This is a genomic window from uncultured Algoriphagus sp. (assembly GCF_963974835.1).
Taxonomy (GTDB): Bacteria; Bacteroidota; Bacteroidia; order Cytophagales; family Cyclobacteriaceae; genus Algoriphagus.
Genome location: NZ_CAXBET010000002.1, coordinates 161,145 through 186,576 on the forward strand (window position 1 = coordinate 161,145; position 25,432 = coordinate 186,576).

Below are 25,432 nucleotides of genomic sequence, written 5' to 3' on the forward strand. Positions count from 1 at the left end.
ATAAATGATCCTTAATTTCCATTAGATAACAGAATGGTACATGAAAATAACAGATTGATAACATGTTATTTCATATGAATAGTAAATATATAATTTAGGTATAGTTAAAGAATTTACAATTGAAATTAAATTTATGAAGCACGGATACTTTTACTATTTTATTGATTTACTTAAAATCTTCTTTAGAAGACAGGTTGATAATTTTTTCTTCCAAAGAATAGATGATGTAAGTTTTATAAGCTTGTTTTTCCAAGAGCTTGAGCTTAATTTTTTATACGATGTAATAATTCATTATAAGGTTCAGCGTGAATTATTCTGTTTGTATTTCAGTCAATTTATTTTATTCCAAAATAATACTGAAGACCGTGCCAAATATAAACTCATTCAGGTAGAAAATAATAATAGAATCTTATGAAGACATTCTGTGGGTTTAATTTATTGATAATTAGTAGTATACGATCTAATTTCTATTTTGGAATATTATTTATATGTATACTCTTTATTCCTTTTCACTATAGTCAGGCTCAGGCGATCAAAACTTTGGCGAATGAAGTGACCTTCACTAGTCCAAATGACAGAATGACTTCTGTAACGGGCTGTGGATTAGGAAATCTGCTTCCATGCTACGGTGCATCAGTTAGCAATCCATCAAATGCTTTAATTGACAATAATCAATTTTCCAGACTTTTCGCAAGCCCAGGTTTAGCCTTGGGATTGGCTTCCTATGATGGTGAACTTGAACTGAAATTTCCGGCAACTTTACCTGCCGAGACATGGTCTTACGTGAGAATAGGAGCAGATCAGAATCTTTTACAGGCTTTATTAGGTGGAAGCCTCGGTGATTTGCTAGGCGATGCTTTAGGAGCAGTACTTTTAGGTAAACAAGAAATTGAGATTCAGGCTAGAAATTCCGGAGGCACCACTGTTTTAGTAAGAAACAGTACGCAAGGATTTGATACAGAAAGGGTCAGATTGGTTCAGAATGGATCTGGAAACTATTATTTAGCAATCAAACCAGCGGCTGCTTACGATCGGATACGAGTGATTAATAGATCTACCTCAGCTGCAGGATTAGGCGTAGAATATACGCTGGGCGTATACAATGCATTTTATCTCTCAGGAGATGATGCGTGTGGCGATTTCAGATTTACTTCGTTTGATGGTGAGGGCATTTCACTTGATTTGTTAGGCGCAGGAGTTGAGGATGCAGAAAATGCGATTGATTCAGATCTGGACACTTATTCCGAGATCAGTATAGGCACATTAGGTGTAGGAGCAGCGATTTACCAGTCGGTTTATTATGAAACCCCATCTTCACCTGAAGACTATTTCAAGGTGAAATTGGGGGTTGCCAATGCAGGAGCTTTGACCGCAGATTTAATCGGAGGCATAGAAATCCGGGCTTATGATGGTTCTGACTTAGTCTATATCCGTAAGCTTTCCGGCGGACTAATAAATGGATTGGACGTTCTTGGTTTGCTTCAAAGTGGAAGTACCGTTACTCTTCCTTTTGGTCCGGGAGTACCATTTGACAGAGTTACTGTAGGATACACATCCGTTGTTTCCTTAAATGCACTTTCTAATTCTCCGATTAGATTATATGATGTGCAGCGTTTCGGAGCTACGTGCCCAGATCCGGATCCAATTCCTTTGCCTACCGCGACAGATCCAATGCTGAGTAATAGTACCTGTGATGCGACGGTATTAGCTTTTGAGAATGCCAATTTCCCACTTAATACAGTAGATGGAAATAACGACACCTATTCCACCCTAAACGCCAGTTCTGGGGTTGCTTTAGGGATTGGAGATTATGAAGGATTTATAGAATTGGGATTCGATTCCCGAGCTGCCGGCACCACTTCCTATGTTAGAATCGATTTTGATGAGGAAGTACTTTTGGGATTGTTGGATGGAACTGCTGGCCAACTTCTGGGCGGAGTAGTAGACAATGTTCTTTTTGGGAATCACTACTTCACGGTAGAGGTTAAGAATAACGGATCGCAGGTTTTGGAAAGCTCTAGCAATAATGGCTTTTTCAATCAGCCGGTCAAAATCGTTCAGGACAAGAACAATTACTATTATGTTGCTGTCACCCCAAGCAGCCCGTATACGAGCATCCGAATTACAGAATCTTTGGGTGCCGTTGCGGGCTTAGGTGAAGTGCGTAGCATGAATGTCTACCATGTTTGTACTTCCACTGGTTTTGAGCCTTGTGAACAGGCTTTTGCTACTTATGCTGAATCGCAAGGCATAAGTTTGGATCTTCTTGGATTGGGAGCAGCAGGTGTAGTCGATGCTGGATTTGCAATTGATGGTGATCCGTCAACGGCATCTGAAATCAGCATTGGGGCTGCGGGACTTGGTTCGGGTATCTATCAATATGTGGATTTCCATTCACTTTCTGCACCTACGGATCACTTCAGAGTGAAACTGGCTATGGAAGGGGAAAATGCCCTGACGGCAGAAGTTCTTGGAAGTATCGTTATCAAGGCATTTGATGGGGATACTGAAGTGTTCTCTCAAGACCTTAGAGACGGGTTGATTTCAGGATTGGATTTATTGGGACTACTTCAAAGTGGTGGTACCCTCAATTTGCCATTTGGACCAGGTCTGGCATTTGATAAAGTTGCTGTAGGAATTGAATCTGTGGTGAGTGCCAATGTGATCCAGAATCCTGTTAAAGTATTCAGTATCGAACGATTTAGTTCGGCTTGTCCAGATCCGGAATTAGCAGATCCACCTCAAACTATCCCTCCGTTTAATACATCAGATTGTGCGGCGGAAGTTGTCGATTGGTCAAATACCAATTTCCCACTGAATGCAGTGGATGGAAATAATGATTCCTACGCCGTATTATCTGCCAGTGCTGGTACAGCTTTGGGGCTTGGGGCTTACAGTAGCCATATTGAATTAAAATATGCCGCACCAGTAGCTGCTGGAGAAACTTCCTATGTCCGCATAGAATTTGAAAATGATGAGTTAAATGCCTTGTTAGGTGGAAGTCTTGGTTCAGATTTGGCGGATCTATTGGGGTCAGTGGCACTTGGTGACCATTATTTCACTGTAACTCCAAAAACTGCCGGAGGAACGGATATTTATACTGCAAGCAGTGCTGCAGGTTTTGGTACCCAGGATGTGAGAGTTGTTCAGGACGAATCAGGTAGATTCTACATTGCCTTTACCGCTGATCAGGCTTACCAATCTGTAAGGATTGATCACTTTTTAACAGCTTTAATAGGAGCAGAAAATACTGCTACCATGCATGTGTTCAGCATGTGTAGAGAGACGGAATTTAATCTTTGTGAGCAAGCGACTTTTACAGATTTTGATGGATCTGGAATTGCTGTTGACCTATTGGATATCACAAAAGGAGGAGTGTTTAACCCTCAAAATGCCATTGACGGAAACAGTTCAAATTATTCTATAATCAATCTTGGAATAGCTGGAATAGGGGCAACTGTTTATCAAAACATTTATTTCAAAACAAAATCTCAGACCACGGACGCACTACGAATCAGAGTGCAACTCAACGAGCCGGGAATATTGAATTTGGATCTTGCAGGTTCATACCGTTTGATTCTTTACAATGGCAACGATGAAGTTTACAATGAATCGCTTCAGGATGCCTTGATAAATAACCTGGATCTACTTGGTCTTCTTAATTCGGGCGGAATTCAGGAGCTTTTGATCGAACCGGGAGTGGTGTATGATCGGGTTAGTTTTGGACTTCAGTCTATTGCTGCAATAAATACCAGTGCACCGATTAGATTGTATGGAATCAGCCGCATTTCTGATGGATGTCCTGATTCTGATTTAGCTGATCCTCCATATTTAAGCCCAGTCTGTGCAGAGGAATTGATAGATGCGTCTTTTGCCGATAATCTGGCAAATCTTTTTGATGGAAACTTTAACAGTTTCGCTACAATCAATTCCAGCGGAGGCGCTTTATTAACTGGAATTGGAGCATACTCCGGGCATTTAACTCTTGGATATGGAGACGGTGTAGTAGTACCGGCAGGAACTACTTCATACATGAGAATAGATACAGATGCAAGCTTACTGGATGCGCTACTTGGTGGTAGTGTAGGCGGAGTTTTGAGCGATTTGTTGAATACCGTTGTCCTTGGAGATCATTATTTCACAGTTTCCGCAAATGACGCTAGTGGGACGCCACTCTTCACCGCTAGCAGCGACAATAGTTTTGTTGGATTTAATGATCAGGTGAAAGTAGTTCAGGATGCGCTTGGTAGATACTATTTGGCTATTACGCCAAATGCAGCTTACAATAGCATTACTATAGAAGATCATACGGATGGAGGATTGTTTGGAGAAGATAATAGCATCAATATCTATGGTCTTTGCTACGATACAGGTGCGGAAGCTTGTGCAACAGGGTTTACTACATCCTTTGATGGTTCTGGGATTACGGTTGATGCAGGCTCGATTGGTAGTTATGGAGTTACCAATGCGGAACGAGCTCTTGATAATAATAACAATGACGATTACTCCGAAATCAGCTTAGGCACCCTAGGTGTAGCCGGTTCTATCCAACAAAATATTCAGTTCAGACAAACGATTCCTGCAGGAGGGGCATTTAAAATCAAACTTGGGGTTGGAGCCGGAGTATTGGATGCAGATGTCTTTGGAAGAATCGAAGTGGTGGGTTACTTGGATGGGGTCGAAGTTTACGATGAGACTCTGGAAAATGCGGTTCTAGGGAATGTGAATCTGGTAGATCTATTTAACAATGGAGCCAATGAAGAAATCCGTATTTCTCCTGGTGTAGCCGTTGATGAAATTGCAGTTCGACTTATTTCATTGGTTTCAGTCACTGCTGTTCCTAATGTACGCTTGTATTATATCCTTCAGGATTGTGAAACTCCTGATTTTCAAGCTTGGGAAAGTTATGTCATTGATGGTGACCCTTCGTTGACTTCTGTTTCAGGTGGTGAAACAATAGTTTATACTATCCATGTGAGAAATACAGGGACTGTTCCTATGACAGATTACCTGATTACTGATGCCATTCCAGCTAATACTACCTATGTAAGTGGAGGTGTTGAAAATGGGGGAGTTGTCACTTTTGAAAATCTGAATATTGCTCCTGGAGAAACAGTCACAGTTAGTTTCACTGTTTTGGTGGATGAAAATCTAACTGATGTAGAATTTATTTCCAATGTAGCACTGGTTAAGTCTCTTCCTGAAGACCCTGGAGTTGAAACATATCCGGCATTGGATAATGAAAACCCAACGGATCCAGATGAGAGTGGAGATACAGGTACGGATATTCCTGTTGATCCTATTTTCTCAGCAGAAATCTGGAAAGCAGTAATGGTAGATGGCGATGCCAATGTCACAGCAGTAAGCGGTAGCGAGACTTTGGTCTATACCATATTTATTAGAAATACTGGTAATCAAGACTTGACAGATCTGTCAATTGCAGATGCACTTCCAAATGGAATTACGTACGTTTCTGGGGGCACTTTAGTGGGGAATGACGTTAACTTCTCATTGCCTGGATTGGCAGTAGGAGCTACTTCTACCGTCGGGTCCTTCACCGCAACAGTAGATGCTGACCTTACTGGAATAGATGAAATCATCAATATTGCAGTTGCCAATTCCGCAGATTTACCAGCTCCAATTGAATCCTATCCTCCGATAGACAACAGTAATCCTACCGAACCGGATACGGCAGCGGATCCTGGGACAGTGTTGGATGTTACGCCTGTTCATGCGATTGATTTTGATAAAATTGGATTGAGTAATAATGCTGATTCTGATGGTAAAGCAATTGTTGGGGATATCATTACTTATACTTTGACAGTCACAAACACTGGCAATAAGTTACTTTCTGATATCTCAGTTGTAGATCAGATCCCGGCAAATACAATTCTAGTTGATAATGGTGGGGGAACTGCAGGTGCTGGAACTCTGACTTTTGATATTGCTTCTTTGGCAGTTGGTGCAATGCAGGAGTTTATTTTTACCGTTCAAGTGGATGCTGTAACAGGATCAGATCCAATCGTAAATAATGCAGAAGCATTTTATACAGATGAAGTTGGAGGAAATGCATCAGAGACAGCTCAGCATTCCATGCCTACAGACTGTACTACAATAGATGCCGATGATATTACTTTGACAGCAGATCAAAGTGTAATCTGTGTTGGAGAGTCGACCATTTTGCATGCGAGTCTAAACGGAATCAGTATTCCAAATGCTGAATTCAGATGGTATCTGGATGCAAGTTTGACAGGAGCGTATTTCGCAGGAGCTGATTACGAAGTGAGCCCTACAGCCTCTACTACTTATTATGTGACGGTGGTAGCAGAAGGTTATTGTTTCAGTACTCCTGCTGCAACAACTTCTATCACAGTCAACGAGCTTCCAGATGTGCCATCTACAAGTTCTGATATTACGATTTCAGAAGGATTTGGAACTGTGCTTACGGCATCCATTGATCCAATGCCAGCAGATGTGGAAATTGTTTGGTATGCGGAAGGTGGAGCAGAATTAGCGACAGGAGAGTCGTATAATACTGGAATCCTTTCAGTTGGAGTCTATACTTATTATGCCGGAACCAGGAATACAGTCACAGGTTGTTTGTCAATCGACACTACGGCTGTAACTGTTACTGTTGAGCCAGTGACGACAGATGGAGATTGTACTGTAGCGAATGCGCAGAATAACGGTACGTATGCTATTTGTGTACTATGTAGTGTAGAAAACCCTGGTAATGCGGTTGATGGTGACATTAATACATATTCAAGATTTGTAGCACCGGTTGCAGTTACTGGGGGAGTTTGGCAGGAATTGATTTTCAATCAGACCGGCGCAGCTGGGGATACAATTGTGATTACTTTGGGAACGGGAGGTTCGCTACTTGACCTCGGTGTATTAAGCGGACTTTCTTTTGAATCCTATAATGGTGCTGCAGCAAATGGAGATGGTGGAGTAGTTGATAATAATTTGGTTAGTTTATCTCTGATTGGAGGCAATAGCAAAGGAGAAGTGAGATTTGTAGCCAGTGGATCCTTCGACAGGGTTAGGATTGAATATACACCATTGCTTGGAGCCTTGGAAAGTGGATGGAGGATTTATCAGGCAGAAATCAATTATCCTGGTCCAACTGCTGTCACAGAAAATGAGGAGGTATGTGAAGGAGATACTGCCACACTTTCAGCAACACCAGCAGCAGGGACTACCCTAAGATGGTATGATGTAGAGACAGGAGGAACTCTTCTTGCCTCTGGAAATAGTTATACTACTCCGGCATTAACACCTGCGGGAATCAAGACTTATTATATAGCCGTGGTGCGTGAGGGTTGTGAGGATCCGGTAAGGATCCCTGTAAATGTTACCGTTAATCCAAGAGCAACTGCCATAGATATTCAAGCAACAGGTGACACCATCTGCGAAGGAGACAGCTTTACACTTTCTGCTATCAGCAACACGGTAACAAATCCGGTATTCAGATTCTACACAAGCCAGGATCTGACCACTGAGATTACGGATTTGACTGTTAGTCCGGCAATGACGACTACTTACTTTGTGACTGTATCCGGTGACGGAGTCTGTGAAAACGCTCCTGGGGATGTAGCGGAAGTAATTGTTACGGTCAATCCAAGAGCAGCTGCCTCAGATATTCAAGCAACAGGTGATACTATCTGTGAAGGAGATAGCTTTACGCTTTCTGCTACCAGCAGCACAGTAACAAATCCAATATTCAGATTCTACACAAGCCAGGATCTGACCACTGAGATTACGGATCTGACTGTCAGTCCTGCAACCACGACGACTTATTATGTAACTGTTTCAGGCGATGGCGTTTGCGAGAATGCTCCAGGTGATGCAGCGGAAGTTACGGTGACTGTTAATCCAAGTGCAACTGCCACAGATATCCAAGCAACAGGTGACACCATCTGCGAAGGAGACAGCTTTACGCTTTCTGCTACCAGCAGCACAGTAACGAATCCAATATTCAGATTCTACACAAGTCAAGCTCTTACTACAGAGATCACAGATCTGACAGTTAGCCCTGCAACCACGACGACTTACTATGTGACAGTTAGTGGTGACGGAGTTTGTGAAAATGCCCCAGGCGATGCTGCGGAAGTAACGGTAATCGTCAATCCAAGAGCAGCTGCCTCAGATATTCAAGCAACAGGTGATACTATCTGTGAAGGAGATAGCTTTACGCTTTCTGCTACCAGCAGTACGGTGACTAATCCAATATTCAGATTCTACACAAGCCAGGATCTGACTACAGAGATCACGGATCTGACTGTCAGCCCTGCAACCACTACGACTTACTATGTAACGGTTTCAGGCGACGGAGTCTGTGAAAACGCTCCTGGCGATGCAGCGGAAGTAACTGTTACCGTCAATCCAAGAGCAACTGCCTCAGATATTCAAGCAACTGGTGACACCATCTGCGAGGGAGACAGCTTTACGCTTTCTGCTACCAGCGGCACGGTTACGAATCCAATATTCAGATTCTACACCAGTCAGGATCTGACTTCAGAGATCACGGATCTGACTGTCAGCCCTGCAACCACTACGACTTACTATGTGACAGTTAGTGGTGACAGAGTTTGTGAAAACGCTCCTGGCGATGCAGCGGAAGTAACTGTTACCGTCAATCCAAGAGCAACAGCAACAGATATCCAAGCCATAGGAGATACCATCTGCGAAGGAGACAGCTTTATACTTTCTGCTACCAGCAGCACAGTAACGAATCCTATATTCAGATTCTACACCAGTCAAGCTCTTACTACAGAGATCACGGATCTGACAGTCAGCCCTGCAACCACGACGACTTACTATGTGACAGTTAGTGGTGACGGAGTTTGTGAAAATGCCCCTGGCGATGCTGCGGAAGTAACGGTTACCGTCAATCCAAGAGCAACTGCTACAGATATCCAGGCAACTGGTGACACCATCTGCGAAGGAGACAGCTTTACGCTTTCTGCTACCAGCAGCACGGTGACAAATCCAATATTCAGATTCTACACCAGTCAGGATCTGACCACTGAGATCACGGATCTGACTGTCAGCCCTGCAACCACTACGACTTACTATGTTACAGTTAGTGGTGATGGCGTTTGTGAAAATGCTCCTGGCGATGCTGCGGAAGTAATTGTTATGGTCAATCCAAGAGCAACAGCAACAGATATCCAGGCAGCGGGTGATACTATATGCGAAGGAGACACTTTTACACTTTCTGCTACCAGCAGCACGGTAACGAATCCAATATTCAGATTCTATACAAGTCAGGATCTGACTACAGAGATAACGGATCTGACTGTAAGTCCAGCAAACACGACGACTTACTATGTGACTGTATCTGGTGACGGAGTTTGTGAAAACGCCCCAGGCGATGCAGCGGAAGTAACGGTAATCGTCAATCCAAGAGCAGCTGCCACAGATATTCAAGCAACTGGTGACACCATCTGCGAAGGAGACAGCTTTACGCTTTCTGCTACCAGCAGCACAGTAACGAATCCAATATTCAGATTCTACACAAGTCAAGCTCTTACTACAGAGATCACGGATCTGACTGTCAACCCAGCAACCACTACGACTTACTATGTCACAGTTAGTGGCGATGGAGTCTGTGAAAACGCTCTTGGCGATGCAGCGGAAGTAATTGTTACCGTAAATGTCACAGATGCACCAATTGCCAACAATCCAAATCAAAGCTTCTGTACTTCTGATAATGCTACATTGAGCTCGATTGAAATTGAAGGTGAAGGAATTCTTTGGTACGCTTCAGAAAACAGCATCACTCCATTGAATCCGACTATGCTGTTGGTAGATGGTGCAACCTATTTTGCTTCGCAAACTGATCCAACTACCAACTGTGAAAGTGTTTTAAGAACACCTGTAATGGTATTCTTAACAGATTGTAATACTGGTGATGGATTAACGATTCAAAAACTTGCTGAAGATGATGTGGTTTATGCAGGTGCTTCATTCACTTACACTATTTCCATAACTAATACCAATAATACTGATATAGCTGATGTAACAATTACTGATGAATTAGATAACAGATTATCTTATGTCTCTTCGAGTAACTCTGGCCAGTTTGATGCAGGGATAGTAACATGGAACATTCCTACAATTGCAGCAAACTCGATTGTTGAACTTACCGTATTGGTTTCTACTTCGCCAAGTCTTGCCGCTGGAACTCAGATTTCCAACGTGGTAATTGTCTCCAGTCCTGATGATCCTGATTCTCCGAAGGAATCTGATCCTGAAGTGGTGACAGTAGAGAAAGATGTAGACTTGGAGATCACCAAAACTGCCAGTGCTTCGACTGTTCTTGCTGGAGGTGAATTCAGCTACACAATTTCAGTGACAAATACCGGTCAAAGTAATGCGACTGATCTGACAATCACCGATGCATTGCCTGTAGGTCTGAGCTTTATCTCAGCTGACAACGGCGGAGTTAATAATGCAGGAACGATTAGCTGGACTGTTCCAACTTTAGGAGCTGGAGCGAGCATCGATCTGACCCTTACTGTAATGGTAAATGCAGATGTGGCCTCTGGAACCCAAATCTCCAACGTGGCAATTGTCTCAAGCCCAGACGATCCTGATTCTCCGAAAGAATCTGATCCTGAAGTGGTGACAGTAGAGAAAGATGTTGATCTGACTATCACCAAAACTGCCAATGCTTCCACAGTTCTTGCTGGAGGTGAATTCAACTACACAATTTCAGTGACAAATACCGGTCAAAGTGATGCGGCTGATCTGACAATCACCGATGCATTGCCTGCAGGTTTAAGCTTTATCTCAGCTGACAATGGCGGAGTTAATAATGCAGGAACGATTAGCTGGACTATTCAAACCTTAGCGGCTGGAGCGAGCATCGATCTGACCCTTACTGTAATGGTAAATGCAGATGTGGCCGCTGGAACTCAGATTTCCAACGTGGTAATTGTCTCCAGCCCAGACGATCCTGATTCTCCGAAGGAATCTGATCCTGAAGTGGTGACAGTAGAGAAAGATGTAGACTTGGAAATCACCAAAACTGCAAGTGCTTCGACAGTTCTTGCTGGAGGTGAATTCAGCTACACGATCTCTGTAATGAATACCGGTCAAAGTGATGCGACTGATCTGACAATCACAGATGCATTGCCTTCTGGTCTGAGCTTTATCTCTGCGGATAATGGCGGAGTTAATAATGCAGGAACGATCAGCTGGACTGTTCCAACCTTGGCTGCAGGAGCAAGCATAGATCTGACCATTACTGTAATGGTAAATGCAGATGTGGCCACTGGAACCCAAATCTCCAACGTGGCAATTGTCTCCAGCCCAGACGATCCTGATTCTCCGAAGGAATCTGATCCTGAAGTGGTGACAGTAGAGAAAGATGTAGACTTGGAGATCACCAAAACTGCCAGTGCTTCGACTGTTCTTGCTGGAGGTGAATTCAGCTACACAATTTCAGTGACAAATACCGGTCAAAGTAATGCGACTGATCTGACAATCACCGATGCATTGCCTGTAGGTCTGAGCTTTATCTCAGCTGACAACGGCGGAGTTAATAATGCAGGAACGATTAGCTGGACTGTTCCAACTTTAGGAGCTGGAGCGAGCATCGATCTGACCCTTACTGTAATGGTAAATGCAGATGTGGCCTCTGGAACCCAAATCTCCAACGTGGCAATTGTCTCCAGTCCTGATGATCCTGATTCTCCAAAAGAATCTGATCCTGAAGTGGTGACTGTAGAGAAAGATGTTGATCTGACTATCACCAAAACTGCAAGCGCTTTAACAGTTCTTGCTGGAGGTGAATTCAGCTACACGATCTCCGTGACCAACAATGGTCAAAGCGATGCGACTGATCTGACAATCACCGATGCATTGCCTGTTGGTCTGAGCTTTATCTCAGCTGACAATGGCGGAGTTAATAATGCAGGAACGATTAGCTGGACTATTCAAACCTTAGCGGCTGGAGCGAGCATCGATCTGACCCTTACTGTAATGGTAAATGCAGATGTGGCCGCTGGAACTCAGATTTCCAACGTGGTAATTGTCTCCAGCCCAGACGATCCTGATTCTCCGAAGGAATCTGATCCTGAAGTGGTGACAGTAGAGAAAGATGTAGACTTGGAAATCACCAAAACTGCAAGTGCTTCGACAGTTCTTGCTGGAGGTGAATTCAGCTACACGATCTCTGTAATGAATACCGGTCAAAGTGATGCGACTGATCTGACAATCACAGATGCATTGCCTTCTGGTCTGAGCTTTATCTCAGCTGACAATGGCGGAGTAAATAACGCTGGCACTATAAGCTGGACAATTCCAACCTTGGCTGCAGGAGCAAGCATCGATCTGATGGTTACTGTAATGGTAAATACAGATGTGGCTACTGGAACCCAAATCTCCAACGTGGCAATTGTCTCAATTCCTGATGATCCTGATTCTCCGAAAGAATCTGATCCTGAAGTGGTGACAGTAGAGAAAGATGTTGATCTGACTATCACCAAAACTGCAAGTGCTTCGACAGTTCTTGCTGGAGGTGAATTCAGCTACACGATCTCTGTAACGAATACCGGTCAAAGTGATGCGGCTGATCTGACAATCACCGATGCATTGCCTACAGGTTTAAGCTTTATCTCAGCTGACAATGGCGGAGTTAATAATGCAGGAACACTTAGCTGGACTATTCCAACCTTAGCGGCTGGAGCGAGCATCGACCTGACCCTTACTGTAATGGTAAATGCAGATGTGGCCGCTGGAACCCAAATCTCCAACGTGGCAATTGTCTCCAGTCCAGACGATCCTGATTCTCCAAAAGAATCTGATCCTGAAGTGGTTGAAATAACAGATGAAACTTCTTTCACAATTGTGAAAACAGCAAATGTTGAAGAAGCATATGTGGGTGATGAAATTACCTATACGATTTCAGTGATGAATGTCTCAACAATCATTCAACAAGGAATATCAGTTTCAGATTTACTTCCTGAAGGTCTTACTTACAGTAGCTCAAATTCCGGAGGCGTATTAGAAAACGGTGCAGTTAAATGGACAGTTCAGTCTCTTGACCCGAATGAGAGTATTGATTTCCAATTGATTGTTAAGGTGAATAATGAAGCAATTCCTGGTGATGTGATCTATAATGTGGCTGTTGTGGATTCGCAAACATCTGTAGAAGAACCTATTGAATCTGATCCTGGGGATGGGGTATTAATCATAGAGGATGAGGAAGAAGAGCCTGAGGAAGAGGAGACAGTTATATCAATCACCAAGTTTGCGGATGAGACATCAGTTGTAGTAGGTCAGATGATAGAATATACTATACATGTGGAAAACACAGGTGATGCAATGGCCTACGATATTATGGTAGTTGACTCACTTCCAGCAGGCACCATGGCTGTAAGTGCAAGTCCGTCAGGTGAGATATCTGAAACGTCAGTAGTTTGGATGATTGGTGATTTGGATGTAGGTACTTCTTTGGATATTAAAGTTACCCTTATGGTGACATCAAATGAGGGATCATTAATCAACTGGGTTTACGTTTCAGGACAAAATTTCCCTGACGAATCCTATGGAACTGACCCAATTGCTTTAATAAGCGAAGTTGATCTGGTGCTGGATAAGGAAGTTTCTTCAACTCTCATTGAGCTGAATTCAAACTTTGAGTACAAAATTTCAGTGACCAACAATTCGGGAATTACCAGCAACAACGTGATTGTAACAGACGTGCTACCTGCCGCAGTGGAATATATCGGTGCAGACATATCCTCAGGTACAATTTCTTACGATTTAGCATCACGAACTCTACTCTGGAACTTGCCATCAGTTAATTCTAAAGCTGTGGAAACTATGACTGTGAGAGTTAAGGCAATCTCAGAAGGAACTGTGTCCAATACTGCTACTGTAATTTCGGGTGATACAGAGCTTTTCCCATCGGACAATTCCGATAACGTCAGCCATGAACAGTTGCTATTCGAAATACCAAACGTCTTTACACCAAATGGGGACGGGATAAATGATACTTGGGTGATCAGAGGCCTGAAGGAGTTGTTTCAGAATAATAAACTGCTGGTAGTTAACAGATGGGGTGTAGAAGTCTTTAAAACTGACAATTATGAAAATGATTGGAATGGGGATAATCTACATGGTGGCACCTATTTCTACCAAATCCAATTGATGGACGGACAGGGTAAAAATCATACAATGACAGGTTACGTAACTATAATTAAGTAAGCAAGATGAAACTATTTAAATTAATTACTCTACTTGCTGGATTCCTGCTTTTGATCCATAGCCATAGCTATGGACAGCAGGTCCCTCAGTATAGCCAATACATTTTTAACCCTGTTTTTGTAAACCCAGCTTACACGGGATATAAACAACAGCTTTATCTACAATCGTATTATAGAAAGCAGTGGACTGGGGTAACTGGAAGTCCAGAGACCTTTGCAATAGCTGGAGATACCTACTTGGCAGAATCCCAATTGGGAATAGGAGGCCAGGTTTTGACTGACAAGCTAGGAGCCCAAAGAACTGTAGCGGCCTATGGAAATATCGCTTATCACCTAAGGTTGGGGGACACTAAATATCTGAGTTTTGGAGTAGGGGCAGGGGTGGTCAATTCTCAATTGGACGGATCCATGCTAAACCCAGATTTGGATGATGATCCTTCGATCCCTGCTTCCAAGGAAAGGATGACTTATCCTGATTTAAAGGCCGGGTTATTTCTCTATGATGAAAGTTATTACATCGGAATTGCTGCCGATCAGATGCTTTCCTCAGTAGTGGATTTTGATAAGGGAGATGTGATGGTAAAACCCGATCCTCACCTTTATTTGACTGCTGGATATCATTTGGATATAAACTATAATTTCTCACTTGTGCCTTCCATTATGTATATGGATGATTTTAAAGCACCGGCCAGAATGGATATAAATGCCGCCTTGATTTTGAATGATATGTTTTGGCTGGGAGCAGGGTATAGGTTTGGTATTGATATGCCCGGAAGAAAGTTTGATGACGGACTAAAGAAATCTACCGCTGTGCTTGGTATGGTTCAAATTCAACTTCGTGAAGGCTTGAGATTAGGGTATGCATATGACCATACTATTTCTGGATTTTCAGTCGGAAGTTTTACTACGCATGATATATCAATTGCATTCTTATTTCCTCCTAAGAGGGTGCGATTGGTTTCACCGAGGTTCTTTTAATTATAAAAATGTTGATGAAAACTACCCCCTATCTTATCCCCCTTTTGATACTTTTCTTTGTAGGATGTAAGCCATTGTCTTATCAATATTATCAGGAAGGGAAAAAGCAATCAGAGAACTTGAATTATTCATCTGGAATTGAGTTGTTCTTGGAAAGTTGGAACAAATCACCTCTGCCTGAGACGGCCCGCGGGCTGGCTCAGGCTTATTTTAAAATCCGCAATTTTGAACAGGCAGAAGAATGGTACACCAAATTGGATAGAGAGGGTGAGCTGAAAGATGAGGATATCAAACCTTATGCAGAAGCACTTATAGCCAACTCTAAATATTCAGAAGCTTCAGCTGTTCTTTCAAGAATAGATCCGGACCAGAGTAATCCAGATTTGGAGTTGATCTGGAAAACATCCAATGGGGGAAAAGCATTTTTGAATAAATCTTCTGAGTCAGCAATCTATCCAATTGCCGAAGTCAATTCCTCTTTTTCAGAATTTGGGCCAATGATAGGTGATGATACAGTTCTCTATTTCACTTCTGATAGATTAATTGAATCTAAGAAAGATCGGGTTGATCCTAATAATGCGCTGAAGAGCGAAGTTTATGGTTGGACTGGAAATGGCTTTCTGAAAATGTACGAAGTTCCATGGAATTCGAGCGAGCAAAACATTGTCGGAAATCTGGAAGAAATGAAATCGCTTCAAAGTGACTTGCATGTGGGTCCAATGTTTCAGACTGGTGAAAATATATTTTTGACTTTGACTCAAGGACAGAAATATAAGAAGTCCGAAAAGGGCTCTTCCCGTAATTACACCTTATTTCCTGAGATTTTCTTTACCCAGAACATCTCTAATCCAAGTATGGATTCTTTTAATCCTTTACCATTCAATGCCCCTTTTTCCTACACGGTATCTGATCCATATTACGATACTGAGAATTCAAGGCTGTATTTTTCATCGGATATGCCGGGTGGTCAGGGCAATGCAGATCTATACTATGTAGAATGGAATAATGGCACTTGGTCTTCCCCTGTTAACCTGGGACCTGAAATAAATACGTCAGGTGATGAGCGTACTCCATTTCTGGACAGGAATGGAATACTGTATTTTGCCAGCTCAGGACACGCAGGTTTAGGTGGCTTGGATATTTTCAAAGCAAAAATTAGCAATACTTCCTATGAAACACCTGAGAATTTGGGGAGTCCGGTAAATTCCAATCGTGACGACTTTGGGCTATCAATGGTCCCAGGCAGCGATTCAAAGGCAGTATTCTCATCAGATCGAAAAGGTGGAAAAGGTTTGGATGATATATATTATGCTGATCTTATCGTGAAAAAAGACTTAATTCTTAAAGGTAAAGTGCTTGATAAGGAAACCTCCGCAGAGCTGGAGGATGCTATAGTAAGCCTTTATAATCAGCAAAACGAACTTATTAATACCTATGTAACCGAAGCTGATGGATCTTTCAGGATCAAGGTGAATTTTGATCAAACCGTCTATTTGGAAGGCAAAAAAACATCCTATTTATCTGGGAAAACAGATGACATCAATATTCCTGCAAGCGATAATTTCAGTGATTCATCGATTGTGAGAAATATATACTTGAACAAAATCACAGTAGGAAAAACCTATAGGTTGGATAATATTTATTATGATTTTGACAAGTGGGAAATTAGGGAAGACGCAAAAGAAGAGCTAGGTAATTTGATAAGGATTTTGAAGGAGAATCCTACTCTGAAAATTGAACTATACTCCCATACAGATTCCAGAGGCAGTGATCCATACAATCTTAAGCTATCCGATAAACGGGCAAAATCTGCTATTGCCTATTTAGTTGAGTCCGGAATAGACATAAATAGACTTGAGGGGATAGGATTTGGTGAAGAAAAGTTATTAAACGAATGCGCTAACGGAATAGAATGTACTGAAGAGCAGCATCAGGAGAACAGAAGAACAGAGTTTAAAATTATAGCATACTAAGAGTAAAGTGGGGTATGTTTTGCCCACTTTTTGAAGGTGGAAAAATCTTATTTCAAGAAGTTTATATCAATAGAGTTTAGTTAAAATATGGGTAACATTAAAGAATATAATGTAACTCATTGATTTTTTGATTCTTGTGAAGTTTCCATTATTCATAATTTTAAAAAACGTATTTAGTTTTAAATAGTGAGTTATTTTTTGACTTGATAATTTTAAGTAATAGAGTTTGTAGCAATCTATTTAAAATTTAATGCATCATTTTTTATACTGTATAAGATAAAATTAGTTTTTATTAAAATTGATCTCACGAGGCTATAGTAATTATTATAAAAAACAATTCTTATTGCATAAGTGTTTACGGTTCAATAGCATACAATTTATGGTTTAAAAGATTGATTTTAGAACGAATTGAGTGTGCGAATATCGTTTCATTTAGTTACTCAATTTGATTTGATTTCAATTGATCTTAATCAGATCAAAAATTTCCTTACCATGGAACTTTGGCTTGGTTTTTAATCTTATGGAGTCCAAATCCAATTTTATTTGATATTTAATTGTTTTTAAACACCCTATAATCTGAAATTCTGCAGTAAAATTCCCAAAAATGGCGAATAATATAAGGACCGCGTCAATCCTATTTTCTTTTAAAGAAATAAGTGAACTTCATCACCAGTTAATACAAAGTTTTATTAGTTTAAATTTCAATGTTATTCTTGCTTGTGGTAAGCCAAGTTTGGAAAGTAATATTGCGCTATTCCAAAATGCGGATGAATCAAATTATGCTAAAATATATGAATGTGATTTTGAGGACGAATTGTCAGTAAAACAATTTCAAAATGTACTTTTTGAAAATCACTATCCTCTTGATATTGTATTTACAGATTTTAGTCAAGAAAAAATTATTTCAAAATCTTCTTTTGAAGTGTTGAAAAATAGCATTGAAGCTGGCCTGCAAGATTATTTCCATTTGTTAAAATGTGCCGTTCCGTTAATGAATTCTAATAAAAGTTTTTTTTATCATTTTCTAAAAACGGAAGATTATTATAAAGAAAATGAAGGGATACAAATCTTCTCCAAGATTGCTGCTGCTTATATTTTTGAAATTATTAAAAACGACAATAGTGTTTCAAATATAGAGTTCAATGAGTTAAACGGATCAGTCTTTTATGACAAAGAGTTTCTTGAACAAATGTCCCTACATGCTAGCAACTCTTTATTAAGATTACATGATTTTTTAAAGAAAAATGCAACAGTGGAGTATGGCAAATAATAGGCTTTTGCACGCTAATCTTCAGAATTAAAATAGGTGAGAAATAATCTGATCAATTGATTATATATAATTCATGTTGTATTTTTAGTCAGATATATTGATGTTTTGTCGATAAAAAAGATTCATCTATGCTTCTAATGGGAACTTGGAATATGAAACACCTATTTCTAAATATTATCTGATTGCGGTTGTCTTAGCTTTTTTAATCATTGTTTTGATTACATATGTCATTTTGGGGAACATGGGCAAAAGTAACACTGGGTATGCACTGGGTATAAGTCATGAAATAAAATGGCTATTTGCAACTCAATTCTTATTATCATTTATAATAGCGTATCTCTTAGGATCTGCTGCCGCAAAGGCTCTTGTGAAAGGTCAAAATGGAATCTATGTAGGCATTAAAAGCCTTTTGATTTGCTGGTCTGCACCTTGGCTATTAATAGCACTAATTTCAGGCTTCGATGATGTATCATTGAATTTTTTGCTTATCAATGGATTAATAGCCCTCATACCTTCTATAGTAATCGGACCGATAGTAGGTCTCGCGGTAAAAAATCAAATATTATACTAAGTAATATATCGCTTCAATGACTGGTTAAATGGCAGAATTTGCTGATTGATTGTTTCACTTAAGTTGATTAGTGCTTCTATTTATCACTACTTCCATTCTCGCTTACTAAATCATTGAATTCTAATTCAAATTCCTGTCCAAGCAGATTCAAGTAGTCTTTGCAAAACTGATTATAGGTTGTCAGCGCCTGTCCTTTCTTACCTAATTTAAAAAGTGAGTAACAGCGTTTTTTCAGCGCATCATCATTCAGTGGATCAAGTTTGAGAATAGAATCAGATAGTTTGGCTATCAACTGATGATCTTGTGTTTGGCGCATCATCTCAAACAATCCATCCAATAATTGGGCTGTAAAGTCAGCCTTAAACTGATCAACCCAATCTGCTTGAACGCTCGGGCAGATTCCCCCTTTTGCAGAATTATTGAGTAATCTTTCCACTTCCAATTCCGTCAGTCTATGATTGGATTTTACCTTCTGAATAAGCTGAAGCGAATCCAAAACATCAGAATAAACGCTTTGATCGTGTTCAATTTTCCAAAAGGTATTATCATGCGTCAAGGTTAGTTGCGGAGATACTTTTTCGAGGATCAATCGAATCTTACTGATATTGACATTCCTGTTGTTTCTGGCACTCGTTGCCGATTTGTCACTCCACAACAGTTCTGTTAGCAATTCTGATGAAATACCTTTTTTGTCCAAAATGCTTGAAAGGTAAATCAAGAGAAAAAGTTGTTTGATCGTAGGTGTAAATTGGCCCGTGATATCAGTACCACTGCTGTCAAATATCTGAAATCCCCCCATCAGAATAACGGAGGCACTTTTCCTGTTTTCTACAGGAGATACATGAGTTATTGAATCATCCTGATTCTCTTTAACAAACTCCACTGGAGCAGGATGTTTTCTATACTTCAGGTATGCTATAATTAAGGCAGTAAGTACAAATGCTCCAGCAAAAAAAGCGAATAGCTTAATATTTCCTGTGCTGCTTTTTTCGGGTTGAGCTGCTTGATCTTTTAAAAGAGGGGGATACGCCTGTTGGTATATTTCCACCAAGCTATCTGTTTGAGTAATTGCAATGAGCTTTGATTCTGAAGCATTTAAAAATAACCCTGCCCAACTTTTGGTATCAAGAAAATTATAAGGAATTGAATCTTCATACACTTTAAATTCCTCCTTTTCAATGCCAATCTCTGCGAGCTGCAAGTGTGTATTATAGTTGATGTTGTTATAGATCAATGTGTAAAAGCTTGACTTATCCTCAGCTAGTACAGCGTTTGCTATCGGTGTAAACGGAGTTCTACCTTCCACCAGTTCACGGATTTTCTCTACGTTTTTGGTTGCCAGATCCAGCGTATATAGATCGTAATAATGTTGTGGGTTTATCCCTTGGTTTCCCGTAGGACTACCATATCCTCCAAACAATAGGACTTTTTGGTCGTCAAGCCAGCCCATGCTGCTTAGATATCTGGGTGGAATTTGGTTGCTTTTATTGATCGAATCCCAAGCAAGAGAGCCATCTTTTAAAATCATCAAATTTGACTTGTATGTATAATGGCCATATCCTCCAAAAGTGATGATTTCATTCTCAGGTGCATTAAATAGCCGGACATGATGCCATAAATCGGGTTCTGGGCAGGTGTCTGGAGCTGAAGTCCATCTAAAGGATTTTAGATCCAACTTATTTATTGCCACAGTATCAAAAGAGTAGGACCAGATCTCTTTAGTCAGCGGATTATAAATAAAATTGTTGTCTAAGCAGGGGAAAGGATTTCCAAATTGATAGGAGTAAGTTGATATTTCCCCGCTACTGGTATTGTATAATTTAAGTTGGTCTAACCCCACGATAAAAATAGAATCCGACGAAGGGTTACTGGTAATTCCCAGTAATCCGGGCATGACGATCTTTTGACTTTTACGCCAGTTGACATGCTTATCTATTTCCCAGTTGGGAAATTTTACTTCAGCTGCGTGAGACTTGACTTCATCATACACAAAGCCTTTACTATGTTTTTTTAACTCCCAATTTCTTAAAAGGATATCTGAGTCATGTAGCCTAATATTTTTCAAGGTCATCGGACATACATCACTATTGAGCATCTCAGTGACTTTACTAGCTCCGAACACAATCTGAAAGTCCTCTATATTGGTGAAATCTTCCAGAATTACTTTTTTCTCAATTCCATTAATACTTAAAGTGAATTCTCCTGAGGAAGGAGTATAGGTAAGTTTGATCTTAGCCCATTCGTTATAAATAACCCCACCCAGGTCTTTCCAATAAAATGAAAGCACAGATTGGTCTCCTACCACCAGCCAAAAATTTTCGGTTTCGGAAGCTAAATTGGAAACTAAGTCTATTGGGACAGATTCATTGCCTAGCATCTTAAAAATGTAGCCATAGTACCCATCACCAGGTCTAAAGCGGATATCAAAATCCATCACTAGCTTTTCCTGGATAGAAAGAGGGGTTGTTGGTGTTAAGTTTAGGGAGGTTCTTTCATCCTGAATTACTTCGTGGGAATTAAAATACAGCCCTGAATTTAATCCGACCTGTGCATCAGCTTTTATCCAGAAAAGCGGAATAAAAAGTATTACTAAAAGGAACCTGATTTTGTCCACGTACATTTAAACTATTAATCGTTCTCCGTTGGAGAAATTTGGGTTATTGTCTTTACTGCAGAATGCCAATATAAACCTAGAAAAGATTTAAAGGCAGAGCTATTATTTGTCAATGGAATTTTAGGTGTTGGGTGAATTTTTTCCAAACCCAAAATCCAAATCTAATAAGCTGATTGTAGGAATTTACAAATACAGGAAATTCTACCTCTCAAATACAGAGATTATTATCAGACTTTTCACTTTTTTTTGAGTTTGTTCCAATTTTTCTGCTCCGTTAAGTGATTATTAATTTCAAATTAAGTGCCCTGCGCTTCATTTAGGACAGTTTTTGATCAATCCATTAACTGAACCCAAAATGAAGAATTCTTACCTAATGAATTATTTGGAGAATCAACTCCACGCTTTTTCGCATTTCTACTGCTTTATTTTTTCGCGCCACATGTGCAGCCTTATGTATTTCCAAAATATAAGATTCAGCTAATTCCCGCTTTTCTCTGCTCGAATTTCGAACAGGTCTAGCACTTATTTACCTATCCATAACCCAAAATTTAATGACGATGAAACATGATTCTACCTGACTTTTCCCGATCAAACGCTCTTCTCTGAGTGATTAATCTTTAACAATTCCCAATCCTAATCTAAACAACATGAAAAAAAACAGACCTCTTATCAGGAGGGTGTTCATCCAGTACTACCTGGCAGTAGTCTTAACCTTGATGATACCCTTCTTAGTGAATGCACAAACTGATCCTGTTCAGAAAAAACAAGTGTCAGGAAAAGTTTTGGATGCCAAACAAGAGCCGATTCCCGGAGTGACAGTTCTCCTTCAAGGTACTACCACTGGTACGGTGACTGACATTGATGGATCCTTTCAACTTTTGGTTCCAGTCGAAGGCGCCGTACTTGACTTCAGCTTTATAGGGTATAAGAAACAAAGCATATTGGTTGGTAACCAAAGTCAGCTGACTGTCACAATCGAAGAAGATATAGCCGGGCTGGAAGAAGTCGTCGTTATCGGATACGGTACTCAAAAGAAGGAATCGCTTACCAGCGCAATTAGTAATATAGGCGCTGAGGAAATTCAGACGACCACTAGTTCAAGTTTAGCGCAAAAACTTCAGGGTAAAGTCCCTGGTCTTCAAATCCGTCAAAACTCTGGACAACCAGGGGAATTTAATACTTCAATTAATATCCGTGGTTTCGGAGGAGCTCCGCTCTATGTGATTGATGGGATTCCAAGGGATGGAGGAAGTGAGTTTCAGCGTTTGAATCCTGATGATATAGAAAGCATCTCAGTGCTTAAGGATGCATCCGCAGCTATCTATGGAGTGCGTGCAGCAAATGGTGTAATTATCGTCACTACCAAAAAAGGTACTGCCGGAGTTACAAAATTCAATTACAGTGGAACTGTAGGTTTCCAGACTCCTACAGGTGTGCCGGAAATGGCCTCAGCTTCCCAGTGGGCTCAAATGAGAAATGATGCAGCACTGCTAGGAACTGGTGCACCATTCTATTCCCAGGAAATCCTGAATAATTATATTACAGGAGCCCCAGGCTATGAATCTACGAATTGGTATGATGAAACACTGAAGGATAAGGCTTGGCAGTATCAACAGAATTTGAGTGCAAGCGGCGGAAATGAAAATGTAAATTATTTTCTCAGTGGTGGATACTATAACGAGCAAGGGCTTTTGCAATCCAATGATATCAAGTACAAGCGCTATACGTTGAGATCAAACATCACTGCTAAGCTTTCACAAAATCTGGAGACGCAGGTTTTTATCGCCGGGAAAATAGACAAGCGATCTGATCCGGGAGAGAATTTCTTCAACATATTCAAAGGTACACGGACGACTTTGCCTATTGAGCAGCCTTTTGCAAACGGGAATCCCCAATATCCATCAAGTGTAGGTTCAGGCCAAAATCCTGTTGCTCTGGCAAACAGAGATTTAACCGGATACAATGAGACTACGGATAAGAATATCCAATCTTCAGTTTCTTTAAATTATAAAGCTCCTTTCTTGGAGGGTTTAGCATTCAAAGGCCTAGTAGCCTATGATTTCACTTCCAATCTGAACAAGAATCTATCAAAAGGATACAATCTGTATAATTATGATTCTAATGAGGATAGTTATGTAGTGCAGAAGCAGCGCGACGGAAACTCAAACATTTCCAATAGAAGCTCTGATTTTAACAGGATCACTTTACAGGCCCAGGCAGCCTACAATACCAAAATTAATGAAGATCATAATCTAGGTGGTGTTTTGGTGTTCGAGCAGCAACAAACATGGTCCAGATGGGTGTCAGCACTTCGGTATTATGATTTTTATACCACAGACCAGATCAACTTCGCTGGCTTGAATAATCAGCAGGCTGGAGGTCTGGAGGAACAGACCGCACGGGTTTCATTTGTGGGAAGATTTAATTACGACTTTAAGGATAAATACCTTGTTGAGTTCTCTTTCCGTGAAGATGGATCGTACCGATATCACCCGGATGCACGCTGGGGTTTTTTCCCGGTAGGATCCTTAGGATGGAGAATTTCTGACGAAGGCTTTATGAGTGGTACTTCCTCCTGGCTTTCAGATTTGAAAATCCGTGGTTCATACGGGATAGTTGGAGAAGACGCCGGTAACCCTTTCCAATTTGTCAGCGGATACACAACCACTGGGGGCGGAGGATACGAATTTATAGATGGAACCTATACAGTAGGAGCTGGATCACCATCTATTGTGAATGAACAACTCACGTGGTTTACCTCTGAAATTCTTGATTTGGGTTTTAACCTTGGGCTTTGGGACGGAAGATTCAATATGGAATTTGACGTGTACCAAAGGAATAGAGAGGGCTTACTTGCCTATAGAAATCAGTCCTTACCAAACACTTTTGGTGGTAACCTTCCTCAGGAAAACCTGAATAGCGATCAGGTACGTGGCCTGGACTTTATGGTAGGCTATAAGAATGAAGTCAATGGTTTCCGATATGGAATCAGTGGTAATTTCAATTATGCAAGGACGAAAAACATTTATGTAGAAAGAGGTGAATTTTTGAACAGCATGGACCGCTGGAGAAACGGGAACCTGGATCGTAACAACGATGCAGTTTGGGGTTTCCAATATCAGGGTCAGTTTGCGAATCAGGAAGAAATTCTAAACTCACCTATTCAAAACGGAAGCTTGGGGAATATTCGCGAACTCCCTGGAGACTTCAAATACGAAGATGTTAATGGAGATGGGATCATCGATGGAAATGATATGCTTCCTACATTCTGGAATGGTACTCCTAAAATGTTTTTTGGGCTAACATTGAATGGATCTTACAAGGGATTTGATTTCAACTTCCTATTCCAGGGTGCAGCCAAGTATTCGGTGAGATTCAATGAAGTATATGCAGAGATTTTAGCATTCAAAGGATCGAATACGCCAGCCTATTTCTTTGATCGATGGAGAAAAGAAGACCCTTACAATGCAGATAGCGAGTGGGTTCCAGGTACCTGGCCAGCATCCCGTTTGATCGAAAATATGGGGATGATCTATGCGGAGAGTGAAGTGTGGAGAAGAGACGCTTCCTATGTCAGGTTCAAGAGTGCGGAGATCGGATATACATTTAATTCCAACGCTCTTAATACAATTGGACTGTCAAGTTTGAGAGTGTTCAGTAATGCGCATAACATCTTCACGATCACAGATCCATTTGTAAAGGCATTTGATCCGGAGAAACTGGAAGGTCTGTTCAACGCTGGATTTACCTACCCGCTTCAGCGCAGTTTCAACTTTGGTATAAGCGCAAACTTCTAATCATTCTATC

General features: G+C 40.8%; 7 protein-coding genes. 6 read left to right on the forward strand and 1 reads right to left on the reverse strand.

Annotation, left to right across the window (positions count from 1 at the left end):
- The first annotated feature begins 411 nt into the window (after positions 1 to 411).
- The 5 genes from AACZ73_RS06815 to AACZ73_RS06835 all read left to right on the forward strand — a co-directional run bounded on the left by AACZ73_RS06815 (position 412) and on the right by AACZ73_RS06835 (position 19,011).
- Positions 412 to 14,220: a gliding motility-associated C-terminal domain-containing protein gene (locus AACZ73_RS06815; RefSeq protein ID WP_339876589.1), complete on the forward strand. Its 13,809-nt coding sequence runs from the start codon at positions 412 to 414 to the stop codon at positions 14,218 to 14,220.
- Between the two features lie 5 nt (positions 14,221 to 14,225).
- Positions 14,226 to 15,197, forward strand: a complete 972-nt coding sequence (locus AACZ73_RS06820) for a type IX secretion system membrane protein PorP/SprF (protein WP_339876591.1) — start codon at positions 14,226 to 14,228, stop codon at positions 15,195 to 15,197.
- Between the two features lie 14 nt (positions 15,198 to 15,211).
- Positions 15,212 to 17,170, forward strand: a complete 1,959-nt coding sequence (locus tag AACZ73_RS06825) for an OmpA family protein (protein WP_339876592.1) — start codon at positions 15,212 to 15,214, stop codon at positions 17,168 to 17,170.
- A 604-nt stretch (positions 17,171 to 17,774) separates the two neighbouring features.
- Positions 17,775 to 18,440, forward strand: a complete 666-nt coding sequence (locus tag AACZ73_RS06830) for a hypothetical protein (RefSeq protein ID WP_339876593.1) — start codon at positions 17,775 to 17,777, stop codon at positions 18,438 to 18,440.
- Between the two features lie 241 nt (positions 18,441 to 18,681).
- Complete coding sequence (locus tag AACZ73_RS06835; RefSeq protein WP_339876595.1) at positions 18,682 to 19,011, forward strand: hypothetical protein; 330 nt, start codon at positions 18,682 to 18,684, stop codon at positions 19,009 to 19,011.
- Positions 19,012 to 19,087: 76 nt separating this feature from the next.
- On the opposite strand, the gene AACZ73_RS06840 is transcribed toward AACZ73_RS06835, so the two are convergent.
- Positions 19,088 to 21,631 (reverse strand): hypothetical protein, encoded by a 2,544-nt coding sequence (locus tag AACZ73_RS06840; protein WP_339876597.1) that lies wholly within the window; start codon positions 21,629 to 21,631, stop codon positions 19,088 to 19,090.
- A gap of 641 nt (positions 21,632 to 22,272) precedes the next feature.
- Here AACZ73_RS06840 and AACZ73_RS06845 point away from each other — a divergent pair.
- Positions 22,273 to 25,422, forward strand: a complete 3,150-nt coding sequence (locus tag AACZ73_RS06845) for a TonB-dependent receptor (RefSeq protein WP_339876599.1) — start codon at positions 22,273 to 22,275, stop codon at positions 25,420 to 25,422.
- The last annotated feature ends 10 nt before the right edge of the window (positions 25,423 to 25,432 follow it).